This window comes from Halocynthiibacter sp. SDUM655004 (assembly GCF_026015885.1).
Taxonomy (GTDB): Bacteria; Pseudomonadota; Alphaproteobacteria; order Rhodobacterales; family Rhodobacteraceae; genus Falsihalocynthiibacter; species Falsihalocynthiibacter halioticoli.
Genome location: NZ_JAPDUG010000001.1, coordinates 673,026 through 693,778, shown reverse-complemented (window position 1 = coordinate 693,778; position 20,753 = coordinate 673,026). Strand labels below are relative to the sequence as shown.

19 protein-coding genes and 2 tRNA genes are annotated in these 20,753 nt (G+C 55.2%); 15 read left to right on the top strand and 6 right to left on the bottom strand.

The window, feature by feature from the left end; genetic code table 11:
* From N9C89_RS03410 to N9C89_RS03380, 7 genes are all read left to right on the top strand, one after another.
* Positions 1 to 558: a DUF805 domain-containing protein gene (locus N9C89_RS03410; RefSeq protein ID WP_263952433.1), complete on the top strand. Its 558-nt coding sequence runs from the start codon at positions 1 to 3 to the stop codon at positions 556 to 558.
* On the top strand, positions 555 to 1,115 hold the full coding sequence (locus N9C89_RS03405) for a DUF805 domain-containing protein (RefSeq protein ID WP_263952432.1): 561 nt from the start codon (positions 555 to 557) through the stop codon (positions 1,113 to 1,115). Before N9C89_RS03410 ends, N9C89_RS03405 begins: the two co-directional genes overlap by 4 nt.
* A complete protein-coding gene (locus tag N9C89_RS03400; protein WP_263952431.1) occupies positions 1,112 to 4,063 on the top strand; it encodes a 2-oxoglutarate dehydrogenase E1 component in 2,952 nt (983 codons plus the stop codon). Before N9C89_RS03405 ends, N9C89_RS03400 begins: the two co-directional genes overlap by 4 nt.
* Positions 4,064 to 4,069: 6 nt before the next feature.
* Positions 4,070 to 5,572 (top strand): 2-oxoglutarate dehydrogenase complex dihydrolipoyllysine-residue succinyltransferase, encoded by a 1,503-nt coding sequence (gene odhB / locus N9C89_RS03395; RefSeq protein ID WP_263952430.1) that lies wholly within the window; start codon positions 4,070 to 4,072, stop codon positions 5,570 to 5,572.
* 55 nt (positions 5,573 to 5,627) lie between these two features.
* Positions 5,628 to 6,032 (top strand): MAPEG family protein, encoded by a 405-nt coding sequence (locus tag N9C89_RS03390; protein ID WP_263952429.1) that lies wholly within the window; start codon positions 5,628 to 5,630, stop codon positions 6,030 to 6,032.
* 123 nt (positions 6,033 to 6,155) lie between these two features.
* The gene (lpdA, locus tag N9C89_RS03385) at positions 6,156 to 7,544 is read left to right on the top strand and encodes a dihydrolipoyl dehydrogenase (protein ID WP_263952428.1); all 1,389 of its coding nucleotides are present in this window, start codon (positions 6,156 to 6,158) and stop codon (positions 7,542 to 7,544) included.
* 284 nt (positions 7,545 to 7,828) lie between these two features.
* On the top strand, positions 7,829 to 8,512 hold the full coding sequence (locus N9C89_RS03380; RefSeq protein ID WP_263952427.1) for a hypothetical protein: 684 nt from the start codon (positions 7,829 to 7,831) through the stop codon (positions 8,510 to 8,512).
* A 6-nt stretch (positions 8,513 to 8,518) separates the two neighbouring features.
* On the opposite strand, the gene N9C89_RS03375 is transcribed toward N9C89_RS03380, so the two are convergent.
* Both N9C89_RS03375 and N9C89_RS03370 read right to left on the bottom strand, forming a co-directional pair.
* Complete coding sequence (locus N9C89_RS03375; protein WP_263952426.1) at positions 8,519 to 9,160, bottom strand: GntR family transcriptional regulator; 642 nt, start codon at positions 9,158 to 9,160, stop codon at positions 8,519 to 8,521.
* 30 nt (positions 9,161 to 9,190) lie between these two features.
* Positions 9,191 to 9,898, bottom strand: a complete 708-nt coding sequence (locus N9C89_RS03370) for a M48 family metallopeptidase (RefSeq protein WP_263952425.1) — start codon at positions 9,896 to 9,898, stop codon at positions 9,191 to 9,193.
* A gap of 136 nt (positions 9,899 to 10,034) precedes the next feature.
* On the opposite strand from N9C89_RS03370, the gene N9C89_RS03365 reads away from it, so the two are divergent.
* Both N9C89_RS03365 and N9C89_RS03360 read left to right on the top strand, forming a co-directional pair.
* Entirely contained in the window at positions 10,035 to 10,361 is a 327-nt protein-coding gene (locus N9C89_RS03365) for a TIGR02300 family protein (protein ID WP_263952424.1), read from the top strand.
* Between the two features lie 89 nt (positions 10,362 to 10,450).
* Positions 10,451 to 10,526, top strand: a tRNA-Ala gene (locus N9C89_RS03360).
* 72 nt (positions 10,527 to 10,598) lie between these two features.
* Here the strand turns inward: N9C89_RS03360 and N9C89_RS03355 are convergent.
* Together N9C89_RS03355 and N9C89_RS03350 are read right to left on the bottom strand one after the other, a co-directional pair.
* Positions 10,599 to 10,814: a hypothetical protein gene (locus N9C89_RS03355; RefSeq protein WP_263952423.1), complete on the bottom strand. Its 216-nt coding sequence runs from the start codon at positions 10,812 to 10,814 to the stop codon at positions 10,599 to 10,601.
* A gap of 57 nt (positions 10,815 to 10,871) precedes the next feature.
* A complete protein-coding gene (locus N9C89_RS03350) occupies positions 10,872 to 11,225 on the bottom strand; it encodes a DUF1428 domain-containing protein (protein WP_263952422.1) in 354 nt (117 codons plus the stop codon).
* A 208-nt stretch (positions 11,226 to 11,433) separates the two neighbouring features.
* On the opposite strand from N9C89_RS03350, the gene N9C89_RS03345 reads away from it, so the two are divergent.
* From N9C89_RS03345 to N9C89_RS03325, 5 genes are all read left to right on the top strand, one after another.
* Positions 11,434 to 11,859: a hypothetical protein gene (locus tag N9C89_RS03345; protein ID WP_263952421.1), complete on the top strand. Its 426-nt coding sequence runs from the start codon at positions 11,434 to 11,436 to the stop codon at positions 11,857 to 11,859.
* Positions 11,860 to 11,952: 93 nt separating this feature from the next.
* A complete protein-coding gene (locus tag N9C89_RS03340; RefSeq protein ID WP_263952420.1) occupies positions 11,953 to 12,327 on the top strand; it encodes a methylglyoxal synthase in 375 nt (124 codons plus the stop codon).
* Positions 12,328 to 12,331: 4 nt separating this feature from the next.
* Positions 12,332 to 13,606, top strand: coding sequence for a 3-oxo-tetronate kinase (gene otnK, locus N9C89_RS03335; RefSeq protein WP_263952419.1), 1,275 nt, complete (start codon positions 12,332 to 12,334; stop codon positions 13,604 to 13,606).
* Positions 13,603 to 14,256, top strand: a complete 654-nt coding sequence (locus N9C89_RS03330; RefSeq protein ID WP_263952418.1) for an aldolase — start codon at positions 13,603 to 13,605, stop codon at positions 14,254 to 14,256. Before otnK ends, N9C89_RS03330 begins: the two co-directional genes overlap by 4 nt.
* Before the next feature lie 2,033 nt (positions 14,257 to 16,289).
* Positions 16,290 to 17,420, top strand: coding sequence for a nitroreductase family protein (locus N9C89_RS03325; RefSeq protein WP_263952417.1), 1,131 nt, complete (start codon positions 16,290 to 16,292; stop codon positions 17,418 to 17,420).
* Positions 17,421 to 17,716: 296 nt separating this feature from the next.
* Here N9C89_RS03325 and N9C89_RS03320 read toward each other — a convergent pair.
* Positions 17,717 to 17,793 (bottom strand) — tRNA-Arg (locus N9C89_RS03320).
* A 43-nt stretch (positions 17,794 to 17,836) separates the two neighbouring features.
* Positions 17,837 to 18,148, bottom strand: coding sequence for an ETC complex I subunit (locus N9C89_RS03315; RefSeq protein ID WP_263952416.1), 312 nt, complete (start codon positions 18,146 to 18,148; stop codon positions 17,837 to 17,839).
* 383 nt (positions 18,149 to 18,531) lie between these two features.
* On the opposite strand from N9C89_RS03315, the gene uvrB reads away from it, so the two are divergent.
* Positions 18,532 to 20,703 (top strand): excinuclease ABC subunit UvrB, encoded by a 2,172-nt coding sequence (gene uvrB / locus N9C89_RS03310; RefSeq protein ID WP_263952415.1) that lies wholly within the window; start codon positions 18,532 to 18,534, stop codon positions 20,701 to 20,703.
* Positions 20,704 to 20,753 lie beyond the last annotated feature (50 nt).

Below are 20,753 nucleotides of genomic sequence, written 5' to 3'. Positions count from 1 at the left end.
ATGACTGACACTGCCGCACCACAGCGTAAGCTTGGCGCTATCTTTGCGGGTCGTTCTGGCCGCAAATCCTACTGGCGTGTCGTAGGCCCAATTTTACTGGCCATGTGTGCGGCACTGGCCTTCGATCTGTTAGTGCTCGGGCCTGAAATTTATGAGGAGACAACAACTTCAAAGAGTCTGCTCACAGGTGAAATAAGCGTCGAAGTACGTCAGGTCACGGATTATGGCCCAAGACTGGCAAGCAGCATTGTCGGTTGGCTTTGTGTTTTGCCGCTTTTGGTTATGCTGACGCGGCGGGTCCACGACATTGGGTATCCCAGCTACTTCGCTTGGATTGCAGTCTTCTGCGCGTTCCTTGCGCCGACCATTGCGGCAACTCTATCTAGCTTAGTTGCCTACGCTTCAATTCCTCTTGCCCTGATTGTGGGTTTCCTTACAGGGCTTCCTGCTACAATCCTATCTGCCGTCGCACTGCTGATTATTTTTCTCTGGGGGTTTGCTCCGTCCGAGCCTGGAGAGTACGAATATGGTCCCTGCCCTGTGGAGGCCGATCAATGAGCTTTACCCAATCCATAAAGACGTGTTTTCAGAAATACGTTACTTTCTCCGGACGGGCCTCTCGTCCGGAGTATTGGTATTTTTTCCTTTTTATTATTCTCGGCAATATCGTGACAACGGTGCTGGATGTAACCTTCTTTGGCGTTGATCTTACCATCACCACCGATGATGCATCCCACACAACAACCACCGAAGTTCACGACAACGGCCCGCTCGGCCGCCTGTTTTCGCTCGCAACTATGATCCCGCTTCTCGCGGTCGGTTGGCGGCGCATGCACGACAGCGGACGCTCCGGCCTGTATCTGTTTTTCCCGCTGATCGCCATGATTGGCATCGGCCTGTTCCTGTCCTTCTCTGCCGGAACCATCGCGTTTACCGGCGGCACGCTCGGACTGGGCGGCCTTGCCACGGCTCTCGGCGCTGTGTCCCTCGCGATCCTGTTTCCCGCACTTGTGATTGGCATTTTCGCCCCGCTTCTTGTGATCTGGTGGCTGACACGCCCCTCTGATCCAAACCCGAATACTTACGGTCCCAACCCGAATGAGGCCCCCCAATGACCGACCAGTCAAACAACGAACAATTCCACGCGTCGTCCTTCCTGCAAGGGCACAACGCGGAGTATATCGAGCAGCTCTACGCTCAATATGCCAATGACCCCAACGCAGTTGATGCGGCGTGGCAGGAGTATTTTGCGGCTCTTGGCGATCTGGACAGCGACGTGGTTGCCGAAGCGGCTGGCCCAAGCTGGGCGCGCAATGACTGGCCGCCTGTTCCAAACGACGAGCTAACCGCCGCTCTTGATGGTCAGTGGGGCACAGAGCCCGAAGCTGCGGGCAAGAAGATCAAAGAAAAGGCCGCCGAAAAAGGCGCGTATGTTTCGGACGAGCAAGTGAAACGCGCTGTTCTTGATTCCGTTCGCGCACTTATGCTGATCCGTGCTTATCGTATCCGTGGCCACCTCGCCGCTGATCTCGATCCGCTTGGTATGCGTGAAGACACAAAGCACCCAGAGCTTGATCCAAAATCCTACGGCTTCACCGATGCCGACATGGATCGCCCGATTTTCATCGACAATGTGCTCGGCCTTCAAATCGCGACCCTGCGCCAGATCGTAGAGATCGTGAAGCGCACATATTGCGGTACATTCGCGCTGCAATACATGCACATCTCCAACCCTGACGAAGCTGCTTGGCTCAAGGAGCGCATCGAAGGGTTTGGCAAGGAAATCCAGTTTACCAAGAACGGCCGTAAAGCCATTCTCAACAAGCTGGTCGAGGCTGAAGGTTTCGAGAAGTTCCTCCATGTCAAATACATGGGCACCAAGCGTTTCGGCCTTGATGGCGGCGAGAGCCTCATTCCCGCGATGGAACAGATCATCAAACGCGGTGGGTCCCTCGGCGTTAAGGATATCGTGATCGGTATGCCTCACCGGGGCCGTCTCTCCGTTCTCTGTAACGTGATGAGCAAGCCTTACCGCGCGATCTTCAACGAATTTCAGGGCGGCAGCTTTAAGCCCGAGGATGTCGACGGATCCGGCGACGTGAAATATCACCTCGGCGCATCGTCCGACCGTGAGTTTGACGGCAATTCGGTTCACCTATCGCTTACGGCGAACCCAAGCCACCTTGAGGCCGTGAACCCCGTTGTTCTGGGCAAGGCCCGCGCCAAACAGGAACAAACCAACGACGCAGACCGTATCGCAACCCTGCCTGTGCTTCTGCACGGCGACGCGGCCTTTGCCGGTCAGGGCGTTGTTGCGGAGTGTTTCGGCCTTTCTGGTCTCGTCGGTCACAAAACTGGCGGCACCATCCATATCGTCGTGAACAACCAGATCGGCTTTACCACTGCGCCGCACTTTAGCCGCTCCAGCCCCTATCCAACCGATATCGCGCTGATGGTTGAGGCTCCGATCTTCCACGTGAACGGTGATGATCCGGAAGCTGTTGTGCATGCCGCTAAGGTTGCCACAGAATTCCGCCAGAAGTTCCACAAAGACGTGGTTCTGGATATCTTCTGCTACCGCCGGTTTGGTCACAACGAGGGCGACGAGCCCATGTTCACCAACCCGATCATGTACAAGAAGATCAAAAAGCAGAAAACAACGCTTCAGCTCTATACAGAGCGCCTCGTCAAAGACGGCCTTATCCCCGAGGGCGAGATCGAGGATATGAAAGCGGCGTTTCAGGCCCACCTGAACGAAGAGTTTGAAATCGGCAAAGACTTCAAACCCAACAAAGCGGATTGGCTTGATGGCCGCTGGTCGCATCTCGACAAAAAGGGCGAGCAATACCAGCGCGGCAAAACCGCTATCTCCGAGAAAACCTTTGATGATGTAGCCAAGAGCCTCACAACGGTGCCTGCGGACTTCCCGCTGCACAAGACTGTGAGCCGCCTGCTTGAGTCAAAGAACAAGATGTTCGAAACCGGTAAAGGCATCGACTGGGCAACCGGCGAAGCGCTGGCTTTCGGCTCCCTTCTGACCGAAGGCTATCCCGTTCGCCTTGCCGGACAGGACTCCACCCGCGGTACATTCAGCCAGCGTCACTCCGGCCTGATCAATCAGGAAACCGAAGAGCGCTACTACCCGCTGAACCACGTCCGCGAAGGGCAAGCCCGCTACGAAGTAATTGACTCCATGCTGTCGGAATATGCTGTGCTCGGGTTCGAGTATGGCTATTCGCTGGCCGAGCCGAACGCCCTTGTTGCATGGGAAGCGCAATTCGGCGATTTCGCCAACGGCGCGCAGATCATGTTCGACCAGTTCATTTCCTCTGGTGAAAGCAAATGGCTGCGGATGTCGGGTCTCGTGATGCTTCTGCCTCACGGCTTTGAAGGGCAAGGACCGGAACACAGCTCCGCCCGCCTTGAGCGCTTCCTACAGATGTGCGGACAAGACAACTGGATCGTTGCCAACTGTACAACGCCAGCCAACTACTTCCACATCCTGCGCCGCCAGCTACACCGCAGCTTCCGCAAGCCGCTCGTGTTGATGACGCCAAAGTCGCTCTTGCGCCACAAGCTCGCCGTCAGCACCAAAGAAGAGTTCACAACCGGAAGCTCCTTCCACCGTGTCCTCTGGGATGATGCGCAGCAGGGCAACAGCGACACCAAGCTGGTAGCCGACAAGAAGATCAAACGCGTGGTCATGTGTTCGGGCAAGGTCTATTATGACCTCCTCGAAGAGCGCGACGCCCGCGGCATCGACGACATCTATCTTCTACGCGTCGAGCAGTTCTATCCGTTCCCCGCCATGTCGCTCGTTAACGAGCTTGGCCGCTTCCCCGACGCAGAGGTTATCTGGTGTCAGGAAGAGCCAAAGAACCAAGGTGCGTGGACCTTCATGGAGCCCAACATCGAATGGGTTCTGGACCGCATCAAAGCCAAGCACACACGTCCGGTCTATGTCGGTCGTGCCGCCTCCGCGAGCCCTGCCACAGGTCTTGCATCGCAACACAAAGCTCAACAAGCAGCGCTCGTTAACGACGCGCTCACACTCGAAGGATAAACCAATATGTCCACCGAAGTTCGCGTTCCAACACTGGGCGAATCCGTAACCGAAGCCACCGTTGCCACTTGGTTCAAGAAACCGGGTGACGCCGTTGCCGTTGATGAAATGCTCTGTGAGCTGGAAACAGACAAAGTGACCGTCGAAGTTCCGGCCCCTGCTGCTGGTACAATGGGCGAGATCGTTGCCGAAGAAGGCGCAACCGTTGGCGTTGACGCCCTGCTCGCTACAATCGCCGATGGCGCATCCGACAGTGCTGCTCCTGCCGCCAAAGCCGAAGCAGCGCCCGCCGCTGCTCCTGCTGACTCAGGTGGCGAAGCGGTTGACGTGATGGTGCCAACTCTTGGCGAGTCCGTGACCGAAGCAACTGTGTCCACATGGTTCAAAAAGGTCGGCGATACCGTCGCACAGGACGAAATGCTCTGTGAGCTTGAGACAGATAAAGTTTCGGTTGAGGTCCCGTCCCCTGCCGCTGGCGTCCTGAGCGAGATCGTTGCCGAAGAAGGCACAACCGTTGACGCATCCGCCAAGCTCGCCGTTATCGGCGGTGCAACTGCCTCCGCCTCCTCCGCGCCTGCCGCCGCAGAAGCAGCCCCCGCGGCCGCAACCAGCGGCAAAGACGTGGAAGATGCTCCAAGCGCCAAAAAGCTTATGGCCGAAAAAGGCATCGACCCTGCCTCCGTTAAGGGAACAGGTCGCGATGGCCGCATCATGAAAGAAGACGTGCAGAAAGCCGCATCGGCTCCGGCAGCCGCCCCTGCCCCTGCAGCCGCGCCATCCGCGCGCACGCCTGTCACAGCAGACGATGCTTCGCGTGAGGAGCGGGTGAAGATGACCCGTCTGCGCCAGACAATCGCGCGCCGCCTCAAGGATAGCCAAAACACCGCCGCCATGCTCACCACCTATAACGAGGTGGACATGACCGAGGTGATGGCACTCCGCAACGAGTACAAAGAGCTGTTCCTCAAGAAGCACGGCGTCAAGCTCGGCTTTATGTCCTTCTTCACCAAGGCCTGCTGCCACGCACTCAAAGAAGTGCCCGAAGTGAACGCAGAGATCGACGGCACAGACATCGTCTATAAAAACTATGTCCACATGGGCATCGCCGCCGGTACGCCAACTGGCCTCGTTGTGCCTGTGATCCGCGACGCCGACAGCATGTCCTTTGCTGACATCGAAAAAGCCATCGCCGAAAAAGGCGCCCGCGCCCGCGACGGCAAGCTTTCGATGGCCGAAATGCAGGGTGGCTCCTTCACCATCTCCAACGGTGGTGTCTATGGCTCGCTGATGTCCTCGCCGATCCTCAACCCGCCACAATCGGGTATTCTCGGCATGCACAAAATTCAGGAACGCCCCATGGCGATCAACGGCGAAGTCGTTATCCGCCCGATGATGTATCTGGCTCTGTCCTATGACCACCGGATCGTTGACGGCAAAGGCGCGGTAACCTTCCTCGTGCGCGTCAAAGAAGCGCTCGAAGATCCACGCCGCCTGTTGATGGACCTGTAAAAACCAAGGGGGCGCATCGCCCCCTTTCCTTTCCCGCGCCAGAGGCATTCCGCCTATGACCACCGAACTCACAGCCCTTGCCCTCACCGGCCTCATCCACGCGGCGCTCTACTTGGCGCTGATGATTATCGCGCGCCGGCATGTTCCCCATTCGGTGCTCTACGGGACGCGCGACGAAGATGTTTCGCCCTACCTCAAGGGGATCACTGGCCGTCTTCACCGGTGCCTGAACAACAGCGGCGAGGCGCTGATCTTTTTCACACCTGCCGTGGTCATCCTTGCGCTGACAGACCAATCCACCCCCGTCACCCAAATCTGTGCGGGGCTGTTTCTGGGGGCGCGGGCGATCTATGTGGTGACCTATCTTAAGGGAATGATTCCGGCACGGAGCCTCATTTGGCTTGCGGGTTTTCTGGCCACCTTCGCCCTCTATATCGCGGCGCTCGTGCCATGGTTCTGAACACTGTCAAAACCCACCATGACACAGGCAAAGCCAGTCCGAATTTGAGCATATGGAAATCATATGCAAAACATATGCAAATAATATCGCCATTTTTGGCGAAAATGACCAAGGAGAAGACCCATGGCGAACTATGATGCAATCGTAATTGGCGGCGGCCCTGGCGGCTATGTCTGCGCGATCCGTCTTGCACAACTCGGCCTGAAAACGGCCTGTGTAGAGGGCCGCGAAACGCTCGGCGGCACCTGCCTCAATGTGGGCTGCATCCCGTCCAAAGCGCTGCTGCACGCCAGCCACCAACTGCACGAAGCAGAGCACAACTTTGCGAAAATGGGTCTCAAAGGAAAGTCGCCCTCTGTCGATTGGGACCAGATGAAATCCTACAAACAGGACGTCGTGGACCAAAACACAAAGGGCATCGAATTCCTGTTTAAAAAGAACAAGATAGACTGGCTCAAAGGCTGGGGCAGCATCCCCGAAGCTGGCAAAGTCAAAGTGGGTGACGAGGTTCACACTGCCAAGAATATCGTGATCGCGACAGGCTCCGAAGCCAGCAGCCTACCCGGTGTTGAGGTAGACGAGAAGATCGTCGTGACCTCCACTGGCGCGCTTGACCTACCCAAAACACCCAAGAAAATGGTTGTGATCGGTGCTGGCGTAATCGGCCTTGAACTTGGCTCGGTTTATGCGCGTTTGGGTGCCGAAGTGACCGTGGTTGAATTCCTTGATGAAATCACACCTGGCATGGACAAAGACGTTCAGAAGACTCTGCAACGTATCCTTAAAAAACAAGGCCTTAGCTTTGTTATGGGCGCTGCGGTTCAGTCCGTCGACAAGACCAAAACCAAGGCCAAAGTGAACTACAAACTGCGCAAGGATGACAGCGAAGCAACCATCGACGCCGATGTTGTTCTGGTCGCCACAGGCCGCCGTCCGTTCGTTGACAACCTCGGCCTCGATGCGCTTGGCGTGAAGATGACAGAGCGCGGCCAGATCGCAACCGACGGTCACTGGGCCACCAATGTCGACGGCGTTTATGCCATTGGCGACGTGATCGAAGGGCCGATGCTCGCGCACAAAGCCGAAGACGAAGGTATGGCCGTTGCCGAGCAGATCGCGGGCAAATCCGGCCACGTGAACTATGACGTGATCCCCGGCGTGATCTATACCGCCCCAGAAGTGGCCAGCGTTGGCGCGACCGAGCAAAGCCTTAAAGAAAAGGGCGTTAACTATAAGGTCGGCAAGTTTTCCTTCATGGGCAATGCCCGTGCAAAGGCCGTGTTCCAAGGCGAAGGCTTCGTGAAAATCCTCGCGGACAAAGACACAGACCGTGTTCTCGGCGCGCATATCATCGGCCCTGCTGCGGGTGATATGATCCACGAAATCTGCGTGGCCATGGAATTCGGCGCCAGCGCGCAAGACATCGCCCTAACCTGCCACGCGCACCCGACCTACTCGGAAGCGGTTCGCGAAGCGGCCCTTGCCTGTGGCGACGGCGCGATCCACGCCTAGCTAATTTCCCTAATCCGGCACAATCGTGCCGCATTTTTGCATGACAAGTGACGGATGGTCCCTGCGGGCTGTCCGTCTTCTTTTTGCAAAGGTGCAAGATGCGCAACGCGTTACTGGCTATATTAACAAGTGTCCTAGCAGTAAATTCGCCTCTCCCATCAGAGGCTCGTACCGGCCAAAAACTTTACTTTGTCGAAACAGAACACGCCGCGCTCCCCCATGCGCCGGCCCTCTCACTGTGTGTCCTTGCAGACGTAACAACAATTTTTGGGCTAGAGCTCGCAGTGACCAACCAACGGTATGTAGCTAGTGAATCCAGTTGCACTCCCGGAAGCCACAAGGAATTTTTCCCTGGTGGCTTCCGGGATGCGCAGGCTGAGGGTGTGTTTAGCGCCGCTCTTCCTGCAACCCCTGACCTTTCTCCAAAACACCGCACGCCAGTCATCCTTGGTGCATTTGCGCTGTTGTTAGCCGCGATTGCAGCGCTCTTTGCTTTTGTACCCTCACTGCGCGCGCTCATTCCTGCACGCGCGACGCCGCCAAGCAGATCGGACGCAGAGGCCGTTGTGAATGTCATGTGCCATATGTCGATCATCGATCGTAAGGTGGATGCGCATGAAATCCGAGTGATCGCGCGTCTTGGCTATGAAATGACAGGCCATCACATCGCGCCCGAAGAAATCGTGAAGCTGATCAAGAACACCAAACGCGATATGACACCGCTGGAATGTCGTGCGCTTGGAAAGGGGTTGAGCCTCGCAAACCGTCGACTCTGTTATAGTGCGGCCCTCAAGATTGCGACGCGCCATCGCGGGTTGATCCGCCCTGAGGTGCAATTCCTGCGCAGCCTTGCTTCTGGCCTTCGCCTTTCAGGGCGTGACGTAAACAAATGCGTGGCGAGCGCGCAGGCACCTACGCCAGATACAGCCGTTGTATCCCCATACGATCAGGTCATTCCTGCGCAATAACGCCAGTCAACTCGCCAAAAGTCGAAGCCCCTGCGTAACGTCTGTACGAATGGCCAAGCGCAGCCCTGGCTCGTCTCCCGCCCGAAGTGCTGCAATGATAAGTCGGTGATTGCGCGGCGGATCGGTCCGGCGCAATTTTCCATAGAGCGAGCGCATTGTCGGCCCAAGCTGGAGCCAGACCGTTTCTGTCATGGCCAAAATCGCTGGGGCCTGTGCGCGCAGATAAAGCGTGCGATGAAATTCCAGATTAGTCCGGATGTAGCCAACCGCATCCTGTTTCGCCACATGCTCGGCGATCGTTGCGTTGATGGATTGAAGCCGTTCAATCAACGCCATATGCGCCCTTGGAAGCGCGCGGCTCGACAGCTCCGGCTCAAGCAACGCCCGCAGCGCGGCAAGCTCTTCAATCCGCTCGTTCGACAATTCCGGCGTCGAAATCCGCCCAGATGAGGACAGCGTCAGCGCCCCTTCGGCTACCAAACGTCGCGCCGCCTCGCGCACGGGCGTCATGGATATTCCGTAATCTTTACCAACCCCACGCAGCGTGAGCGATTGGCCGGGCGCAAGTTCACCGTGCATGATCTTGGCCCTGAGATGGCGATAGACCTGTTCGTGAACGGCCTCATTTTCCTTGAGTTTGAACGTCATGCCGCAATGTGATCACAAATCTTGCGGAGGTCAATCCTTGAAGCGAAACCGGTGCAGTTCTTGCCCCTTGTCTCGAAGCCACTTACGGGGCGCTACATAATCGGGATAGATCCGCGCGACCTGATCCCAAAACGCCTGTGAGTGGTTCATCTCCAACCGATGCGCAACCTCGTGGGCCGCGACATAACGCAAGACATCCGGCGGCGCCATCACCAGCCGCCACGAATACATCAGGTTCCCTTCGTAAGAACAGGACCCCCATCGAGAGCGCGTATCTCGCAAGGTTATTTTGCCGATTTCGACGCCGAGATCATGCGCATACCCCTCGCTCGCCTCGAGCAAATCCGCACGCGCCGCATGTTTCAAGAATGTCGCGACCTTAACGCCCGCACGCTCTGCTGAAACCTCCAATCGCCCGCCAACCAAGCGCGCAGAGCGACCCGTACCCTCGGCAATCTCCAACCGTTGCCCGCGAAACCAGACCCAACTTCCCGGCGCGGGCCGAATCTGCTCGACCTGAGCGCCAAGTTGCGCGCGGATCCAATCGGCTTTTTCATTCGCAAATCGTTCGGCTTCTTTGACGCGCGCGCGCGTCGGCAATGTTAGAGTGACACGGCCATCCAAACGGGACACACGCAAACTCAAACGCTTGGCACGCGCAGACCGGCGCAGCTTCACAACAACCTCGGGAGACCCTGAAAGCCGCAAACTGTCAACCTGTACCCGCTTGTTAAACATTCATTCAAACCTATGCGAACTTCTGCCCAAATACCGCAACAATCGTGCCGGAACCTCAAAAGCCTTTGACACCCTCGAATTGTTGTGGCAGTTGGCTCCAAATCCGAATTTATGAGCCAGCTTGAAGGGGATCACAATGCCCAAAGAAGAATGGGGAACGAAACGCGTTTGCCCCCAGACCGGAAAACGCTTCTACGATCTCAATAAGACTCCGATCATCAGCCCCTACACGGGCGAAGAAGTTGTCGTCGAAGAGGGCGCGAAAACACGCAACCTTGTTGCAGACAAAGCCGACGCCGAAACAACAGCCAAAGATCTGGTTGATGGCGATGAGGCCGTGATCGAGGATGATGCAGATGACCTCGATGTAGAACTCGACGACGACATCCTCGAGGATGACGACGACGACGATACAGTGCCTCTTGAGGAAATCGCGGACGTCTCTACCAACGACGACGATTAATCGCAAAATTATCAGAAGCGCGCGTGATTTTCGCTTGATCATCGGCGCGCGCTTCCATAAGTACACGGTCGCAGACAATATCTGCGTGAGGGGCCTTAGCTCAGTTGGTAGAGCGCTTGCATGGCATGCAAGAGGTCAGGGGTTCGACTCCCCTAGGCTCCACCAAATCCTACCTGACATTCCCGATCAAGGCTCAGCAAACGCTGTAGTTCGTGCTTTCGGCTACGCCCAGTTGCATCAGTTGCTGTCCCTGCCTGTCTCAATTGGGAAGAACAGCCAAAGTACGAAAATTGAGCCGATTGGCGACCAGAGCAAAGACATCGTCCACCATGCCCACGGGGAATGCCCTCGGGCTTTGGCCATGTCTCCAATAATCGCAAACAGCAGATAGACGGCACAGAGCGCCAACGCGATGAATGCAAGCAGCATCACAGCTCCGAACACATCAAACATTTGGCCACCCTCCGTTTCAAACAGCGATAATTGCGCGGGGCGACTCTGTCTTACGGCCTAAGACTTAACAATCTGTTCAAATCCGCCAATAAGCATGCGTTTTCCATCAAATGGCATCGGGGCGACATCGGGCTGTGCGCGCGGGTCGTCGATGGTTTTCTTCATACCCGCATCTCGTGTGGCTTTGTCAGGCCATAGAACCCATGAAAACACGATGGTTTCATCGTCCTTCTTTTGAACGGCCCGCGGAAATGACGTGATCTCTCCTTCGGGCACCTCATCACCCCAACATTCGACGCATTCAATTGCGCCGTGTTCAATGAAAACTTTACCAATGATTTCAGCGTGTTCGATAAATTCCTGTTTCCGCACATCAGGAACAGCGGCAACAAATCCGTCAACATAGGCCATGGAAAATTCCTTTCACTCTCTGCAATGAACTTGGGTTGAGAATACCCTTACCCTACCATTTCGGGCCGTGACGGCCAAATTTGGCCCCCGCGCCCCTTCTCGCTGGCATCAAGAAAAACTCCCACTTGTTGGACAAACCATTAGGATCAAATGCAAAACCTTCCTATGATGCGGTTAACAAAGTGATTTCTGAGCACGGGAGCCGAATGTGTTGGTGATTTTCCTTAAGTTTCTGCATTTTCTAGCATTGTTTTTCGGTGGCGTGTCCATCGCCAGCTCCATCGTGCAGTCCGCCCATGCAAAGGCCAAAACGCCGCCCGCCCCGCCTGTTCAATCGGCCATGAGAACGCTCGGCTTCATAAGCCTCGGCGCTATCCTTGTTCTTTGGATTACCGGTATCGCGCTTGTGCAGGCGCTGGAGGGGGCGCTGGTCCTGAACTGGGCCTTTTATGGAAAACTCGTCGGCGCGGCGATTGTTCTTGGCTGCTCCGCAGCGCTGAATTTCCTGAGCCTGAATGCAGCGCGCAAGAAAACGGCGCCCGACGCGGCACTCATGAAAAAATTTGTTTCGGGCGCGCGCGGCGGGCTCTTGATCGCGTTGATCGGGGTTGCCATCGCATTTACGCCATTCTAATCGCGAAACATTGGCGCCGCACTTTACGCTCACACTGAAACTGGATAGAAAACGAAAACTACGCATACATTAAATTATGCAGAAAGGATGCCTATGACTTCGGGCAGTACAATGGCGCTTGTCGCGCACGATGGTATGAAAAACCTGTTGATCGACTGGTCCAAGCGCAACAAGGCTGCTCTCGAGCCGCTCACGCTATTTGCCACGGGTACAACAGGCGGCCGGCTAACTGACGAGGTCGGGCTAACGCTCACGGCACTCAAAAGCGGGCCCAAAGGCGGCGATGCGCAGCTTGGAGCAATGATTGCCGAGGGGCGGCTTGATGCGCTTGTATTCTTTATAGACCCGCTGTCGGCCCTGCCTCATGACGTTGATGTTAAATCGCTTCTTCGACTGGCCATTCTCTATGACACCCAACTCGCCGTAAATGAATCTACGGCGAACGCGGTGCTTGCAAACATCAGGTAAGAAAATGAAAACAATTCTCGGATGTATCGCGGATGATTTCACCGGCGCTACGGATTTGGCCGGACTACTGGCACGTAGCGGCGTTAAGGTTTCGCTACGCATGGGCATTCCCGATGAAGCGCCCAAACCCGAAACAACCGCCGCATTCGAGGTGATCGCCCTTAAGTGTAGGACGTCGCCCGTTGACGAGGCTGTTGCAGAGTGTCGTCGTGCTCTTGAATGGCTCAAGGCTGCTGGAGCGGAGCGGTTTTTCTGGAAATACTGCTCTACGTTCGACAGCACGGACAAAGGCAATATCGGTCCCGTCGCCGAGGCGCTCATGGCAGATCTCGGGACTGACCAGACAATCTATTGCCCAGCCTTCCCAGAAAACGGGCGTAGCATCTTTATGGGCAACCTCTTCGTAAACGAAGCGCCCCTCGCTGAAAGCCCGATGCGGAACCACCCGCTTACCCCAATGCGCGACAGCAACCTGATGCGCCTTCTGGAGCCGCAGGTTTCGGGCGCGGTTGGTCTTGTGAATCGTCTTGCGGTGGATCGCGGCGTAGATGCGCTTCGTATGCGTCTTGACGAATTGAAAGCAACGGGGACGCAGCACGTAATCGTTGACGCCGTGGCCAACCAAGATCTCTATACGATCGCCGAAGCCTGCCGCGACATGCCGCTTATGACAGGGGGCAGCGCCGTGGCCATGCCGTTGCCTGACCTTTACATCAAGGACGGTGTACTTGATGCGAACGCCGAGCGCCCAAGCGCCCCGCAGCTTGCCAAGGGCGCAATTATTCTAGCAGGTAGTTGCTCGGAAATGACCCGCAAACAAGTTGCCGCGATCAAAAGCTCAGCAGCCTCGCTTAGGCTTGACCCGCTCGACCTTGCGGAGAATGGCAACGAAGCGGCGCGCGCGTGGCTCAAGGCGCAACCGATTGAGGCGGTCAAAATGATCTATGCCAGCGCAGAACCCGAGGCCGTATTGGCAGCGCAGGAAAAACTTGGCGTTGCGCGCGCGGGTGAATTGGTTGAAGCGGCGCTTGCCGAACTGGCCGTGGATGCGCGTGACATGGGCACCCAACGTTTTGTGGCCGCAGGTGGTGAAACATCGGGCGCTGTGACCAAAGGGCTGGGCGTTCAGCGCATGACCATCGGCCCAGAAATCGCTCCTGGCGTGCCTTGGACTTATTGCGAGAGCGGTGACACCGAAATCGCACTCACCCTCAAATCGGGCAACTTCGGCGCAGAGACATTCTTTGCCGACGCACTTGCCCTTCTGGAGGAGCTATGAGCAGCAGCGAAACCAAACTCCGCGAAGAGATTTGCCTGATTGCAAAGTCGCTGTTTGATCGCGGCCTTACGGCGGGCGCGAGCGGCAATATTTCGGCCAGAACCGAAGATGGCGGGTTGCTCGTCTCACCCACAGGAAGTTCCTTCGGGCGCCTTGACCCCGCCCGCCTGAGCCGATTTGACGACAAGCTCAACCACATTGGCGGCGACAAACCGACCAAGGAAATGCCACTGCATTCTGCATTCTACGACACGCGCGGAGACAAGGCTGGCGCGATTGTCCACTTGCATTCCTGCCACTCGGTCGCGCTTTCTGTGCTGCCCGATGTGGACCCAGACAACATGTTGCCACCGATTACAGCCTACGGCGTGATGCGGTTGGGCAAGGTGGCACTCCTGCCCTATTTCATGCCCGGCGATCCGGCGATGGGCGGCGCAATCCGTGGGCTTGCTGGCAAACGCTCGGCAGTGGTTTTAGCTCATCACGGGCCAGTGGTGGCGGGAAAAACGCTCGAGGCGGCGGCCTATGCGATGGAAGAACTCGAAGAAACCGCCAAGCTCACCCTGATGACCCGCGGTATGACGCCAAATCTGCTTACGGAAGCACAGGTTCAAGGCCTCGTGCGCGAGTTCGGGGTTGAGTGGGACTAAACCGCTCTTTGTTTGCGCCTCTACTAATTTGGTATAGGGCGTTCCAAAAAATAACGGCGCAGCCTTCGTGGCCGCGCCGTTCTTGTTTTCTAGTGGCGAGGAATTGCTGCAGCGCATGGTAGGTTCCGGCACGATCGTTCTGGATCGCGAAAGACCGATTTCACTTAAACTGCGAAAATTCATTTCAATCGCAAGCTCTGTTGGGCTGCCATTCGCGTCTCGGTCTAAATAGGTCGCGCTAGGCTGCATATCAGGCGTGTATTTGGTGGTCACAGCGATTGCCAGCGCCAATGAGTTTAGAACAGCGCCGAGGCTCACATTCCCGTCTACCATCGTCGGGCGGCCAATTTCCCATATGCCGAGGTTAGCCGCCATGGGAGGCACGTTTCCATGCCGCGCAGACGCACATCCAAAGCCTTCACATCATCGCAATTGCCAACAAACAAGATGGTTCCATCGCGAATCGCTACAGCCTCGGCGATCGGTTATGTAGGCCTCATCGTTTCGATATCACCGTTAATCAGGGCGAGATTCACTGATTGTACCGTGAGCGCCGTCACAAAACAGCCTCGTAACACGCGTGATGCAATGCATGATGTTACGAAGTCATTTCAATTGAGAAGCACTTCATAGCGCCTTGAGTGGATTGTGCCTTGCCAATTAGTTGCAGCGAAGACCAGTTGTATGGATGGAAAGCGAAAGGTAGAGGAATGTGCTGCACGCGAAAAAGTTAGCGCCAGCGCACCAGAGGCAGCTCTTTTCACTCGAAATCATTTTTCATTCGGTTCCAAAGCTAGAGAGGCACCCGCTAAGCCAATGCGAAAACAACTATATTTTTTGAATAGTTCCTCTGCGTTGAATTCAATGAACAAACCGAGATTGTTCGGCAATTACCAAGAGGCGTGCGTTACACTCTCGTAGCTCGCCTGAAGGGAAGTTGCTTTCAAAATTTCGTTGACTGCGTCGACCGTCTCAAATGGGCATTCCTAATTAAGATCAATCATTTGCACCATCTTGATCCGCTGATTGAATCTGCCGCGCATCTTCTGACGTGTTTTCAACTCCTACGCCTAATATGAATCCAATGGCCGGTTGGTAACGAACTTGCGCCAATACCTATCATTGGAGCGGTGAAAAAACTTGGGGGAGTTCTGCAGAAACAGCAACGGTTGAAAGAAACGGGGTGAGCAAACGCGTTGGCTCGAAGTCTCGTATGGAAATATGGCAATTCGAGCTTTCAGCAACAAAGTCCAGGGTTTTCAGAGAAATTCTGACACACAAAAGCGCATCAAGTTGCAAGCAAGCCTGTATGAAAAAATGAAAATTTAAGGCGATCTAGTCAGATGGCGGTCTTACCTCAGTGTGACCACATCTGGGTTTCAAAAGGGTTGAATGAGGCGAAGGTTTCGTAGCAATCATTCATACAAAAAGACTGAATTTCCGAATGCCGCCTGTTGGTACATCGTTAAGTCCGTGAGGCTGGCATTCCTTGCTGTGCCCTATGCGGCGTTAGAAAAACTCTTGATTTGCAAAGATTAGTCGGCTGATACTGCTGCCTGCGGGCCGTCCACATTCAGGGCGTCTGATCATATTTTTTGTATTCGCAGCATCTAAAGTGTTGAGCGTGTTTATTGATCTGTTTTTTGCTTCAACAAAGATTACTGAAAGTTGTGGTATAGACATGTGCGCTTCGACGGGGAGGTCCATTCGTAAAGCAACAGTCTTACCGATACGGGTATCGTAATAGAGCCAGGCAGACAGGTTTCTGAGAACTAAGACGAGGGCCAGAAGCTTCTTGCGCGGGGCAATATTAATGATCGCCAAGATTAAACCCGATTGCACAGGCGGGCGGCTAACAACAAACCTGCTTGACGCTGAGAGAATTTATACTTGTTCGCTTTGGGGGTTTGGCCGTTTAATGATCAAACGCGTATGACCCATTCAATTGAGCAGATAGTCAAAACATAAAGGACGAACTCGCCAAGCACATGTACCCGAGCCCAAAGCGATAATTTTAGGGAGAATAGTTAACGATGAAGACTTTAGTAAAGAGTATCCTACCTGAGAGTCAGCTTGATCGACTTCGAGACGCCCGCCTACGTTACCGATCTTCGGGAGCGGCTCGTTTGGCCTCATCGGCGCATACATCTGGTCTCAAAATTGCATCGCAAGCCAAGCCTTTGGCATCAGCCTACTACTCGCTGTTGTCGTGGCGTTTCCAAAGAGAAGAAAGAGCGGTTCTTCTTGGGCGCGCAAAGTACCACGCAGAATTGCAAGAGAATGATGCCAATATTTTCCTGATGCGTCGGAATGTGCATCGCATAGAAAAAGGGTTGTTGATGCAACCTCGGCGGCCGGTATTTGCGAAGGACTATATCCTTGAAACCGTCAACGTTTACCGGAAACTCGTTGCAGAGCCTTCGCGCTCCGAGGAAAGCACGGTAGAATCTCTCCATTGGGCGTACGACGTTCTTAACACATATTTCGGCGCAGTTGCTCCTGACCCGGTGCTCGATCTGGCCCGTGAGGCTTTTGAGAAATGTCCGGTTCCTAAGGACACTTGCACAGGTTCCGAGCGTGTCCCTTACAAACGCAACCTTGATGAGAAACCCGTTTCCTTCGAGCAATTCGAACGGTTGGCCGTCTTGCGCCGATCAGTGCGGTGGTTCGAGCAAAAGCCAGTACCCCGAGAATTGTTAGACAAGGCCTTCACAGTGGCTGGCCTTTCCCCGAGTGCATGTAATCGGCAACCCTTTCGGTTCCTCGTTTTCGATGACCCGGAAACAGTCTCGACCGTGGCGTCATTGCCTGGGGGGACTGCCGGCTTCAAACACAACATTCCAGTGATTGTAGCAATCGTGGGAACCCTGGACGCTTTCTACAGCGAGCGAGATCGGCACGTGATCTACATTGACGGCTCCCTCGCCGCTATGTCCTTCAACTACGCTTTGGAAACCCTTGGCTTGAGCTCCTGCATTTTCAACTGGCCTGATGTCGAGAAGAACGAAAAGCGAGCGGAGAAGGTCCTTGGTCTTGAGGGATACGAGCGTCCGATTTTCTTCATGGGAGTTGGATACCCGGACCCAAACGCGATGGTCGCATACTCCCAAAAACGACCACTAGATGTCATGCGCCAATACAATCCGCCGATCAATCCTGAATAAGTCGCTTTAGTGTGCCATATGGCTTGAGCTGGCCCGCTCAGGGTGCTTGGGGCTTGCAGCTGATTGCGCTTGGCCGGCCTCTGGTCTTGCAGAGGCTGAAGGTCCTTGGCCAGAGCCATGTGTGAAGGCATGGGGTCAAAGCAATCGCACAAGTTATTGGTGAGAAATTCGGTTAGCTACTGGCCCGTGGGAGTTTCGCTTTAAAGGAGCAGAATTCTAACAGAACGAGATGAAAGCACACGAAGCTACTGCAAACCATCAACGGCAGGCCGTGAGAACCAAGCATTTTCTGATAATGGCGATCCCGGGAGGACTCGAACCCCCAACCCCCTGATTAGAAGTCAGGTGCTCTATCCAGTTGAGCTACGGGACCGTAGTTCTGTTTGTATTGGCTGCGACTTAGCAGCCGTAAATCGTTAATGCGTCCAGACACCGCGACGGTTGGTGGCAAAATTCTCGCCATAGCCGCCCTGACGGATCACAGGTTTACGGTTTTTCGGCTCCATCACAACAGCTTCGAGCCCGTTATCTTCAGCATAGGCAAGCGCGGCTTCCTTGCTGTCGAATTTCAGGCGCACTTGGCTTTGCGTGTCATTCGAGCTTGTCCACCCCATCAGCGGATCAACCGAACGAGCCGAGGCAGGTGCAAACTCAAGCACCCAGGTCTTGGTTTTGCCCATGCCGGATTGCATGGCGTTTCGTGCTGGCTGATAAATACGGGCGCGCATTGCGATCTCCTTAAAACCTTGGCGTCGTTATGGCAAAGATTCTGCGCCGATGGCAAGCCCAAGAAAGCAGACGAAGCGCCGCATCTGTCGAAATTTACTAAGAAAGCACCCAAACTGGAGATGTAAATTTGGCTGCCGACCGGCCCTTGGAGTGAGGGGTGGGGTGGGTGGTGCGGGCAGGTCGGCAGCCGGCCTTCTGTTTACCAGTTCAGTCTAGGGCCGAACAAACCGCAAACACAAAGGGAAATCGCACTTAAGCTGATTGTTTATAGCTAAAACTCTCCCTAAAGCAGAAAGCACCCGTTAACTTCTCGCACAGAGTCGGTCACGCCCCTTGAAGAAGAACAAAAAGTGATCAAATCTAACCGGATGAGGATTCGCCAATGACCGCACCCGTGACAAAACCAGCCCCGATCCGCCGCGAGAAACTCGAAGGCGGCAAGCGCTTTGTAATGAACACAGAGTTTGAACCAGCGGGCGATCAGCCGACAGCGATCAAAGAGCTCTCCGCAGGTGTAAACGAAGGTGACCGAAATCAGGTTCTGCTTGGTGCCACAGGTACCGGTAAAACCTTTACAATGGCCAAGGTCATCGAAGAAACCCAACGCCCCGCGATTATCCTCGCACCCAACAAGACGCTCGCTGCGCAGCTGTATGGCGAGTTCAAAGGCTTCTTTCCAGACAACGCCGTCGAGTATTTTGTCTCTTTCTATGACTATTATCAGCCCGAAGCCTATGTGCCCCGCTCTGATACATTCATCGAGAAAGAAAGCCAGATCAACGAACAGATCGACCGCATGCGCCACAGCGCGACGCGCGCCCTGCTCGAACGGGATGATGTAATAATTATTGCTTCTGTTTCATGCATTTACGGCATCGGCTCGCCCGAGACTTATAATGAGATGACGCAGGATCTGATTGCGGGCGAAACCTATGACCAGCGTGAGATCATGGCTGGCTTCGTAGCACAACAATACCGCCGTAACGACAACGCCTTCTCGCGCGGTACATTCCGTGTCCGGGGCGACAGTCTCGAAATCTGGCCAAGCCACCTCGAAGATCGCGGATGGCGTTTGTCGTTCTTTGGTGATGAGCTAGAAGCGATTACGGAATTTGACACACTCACAGGCGAGCGCACCGACGTACTGGAAAAGGTCCGTGTCTATGCGAACTCCCACTACGTAACTCCGCGCCCGACCCTGCTTCAGGCGATCCAGTCGATTAAGGCCGAGCTCACGGTCCGGCTCAAACAGCTTGAAGACGAGGGCAAACTTCTTGAGGCCCAGCGTCTTGAACAACGCACCCGATTTGACCTCGAGATGCTGGAGGCGCAAGGGTTCTGCAACGGGATCGAGAACTATTCTCGCTACCTGACCGGCCGCGCGCCCGGCGAACCGCCCCCCACCCTGTTTGAATACATCCCCGACAACGCAATCGTCTTTGCCGATGAGAGCCATGTGTCGGTGCCGCAGATCGGCGGGATGTTCAAAGGCGACTACCGCCGTAAGTTCACCCTCGCGGAACACGGCTTCCGCTTGCCCTCTTGCATGGACAACCGCCCTCTTAAGTTCGAGGAATGGGATGCCATGCGGAGCCAGACGATTTTCGTTTCTGCCACCCCCAAGGACTGGGAGCTTGAGCAATCCGGTGGTGTATTTGCCGAACAGGTTATTCGCCCGACAGGCCTTCTTGACCCTGTGATCGAAGTGCGTCCGGTCGAGATGCAAGTGGATGATTTGCTTGATGAAGTTCGCCGCGTCACCGAAAACGGTTTCCGCACGCTGGTTACGACACTAACCAAACGCATGGCAGAGGACCTCACCGAGTACTTGCACGAGCAGGGCATCAAAGTGCGCTATATGCACAGCGATATCGACACGCTTGAACGCATCGAAATCCTGCGTGATCTGCGGCTTGGGGCGTTTGATGTTCTGATCGGGATCAACCTGTTGCGAGAGGGGCTGGATATCCCTGAATGTGGGCTTGTTGCCATTCTCGATGCCGACAAAGAAGGCTTTCTGCGCTCCGAAACCTCGCTCATCCAAACCGTGGGCCGCGCCGCGCGGAATGCCGATGGTCGCGTGATCATGTATGCCGACAAGATTACCGGAAGCATGGAGCGCGCAATCGGCGAGACCAACCGCCGCCGAGAGAAACAGATCGCCTATAACGAGGCCAACGGCATCACGCCGCAAACCGTGCGCAAAAATGTCGAGGATGTATTGTCCGGATTGTACGATGGCGATGTGGATATGAACCGTGTCACCGCCAAGATCGATGCACCCAAAGTTGGCGCAAACCTTGCCGCTCATCTCGAAGCGCTCAAAAACGATATGCGCAAAGCTGCAGAGAACCTTGAGTTTGAAGAAGCCGCGCGCCTGCGCGACGAGGTCAAACGGCTTGAAAGCGTCGAGCTTACAATTGCCGATGATCCGTTGGCACGACAATCCGCCGTTGAAGCTGCCTCGCGGGATGCAGTGAAATCACGAGGGCGCAGCACAGCGGGCAAAGCCGGGACGCGGACGTATCGTGGCAAATCGCAATCAAAATTCTAGTCGGAATTGCTTTCAATCGCGTCGGCACCTATTGTGATTAAACACTTATT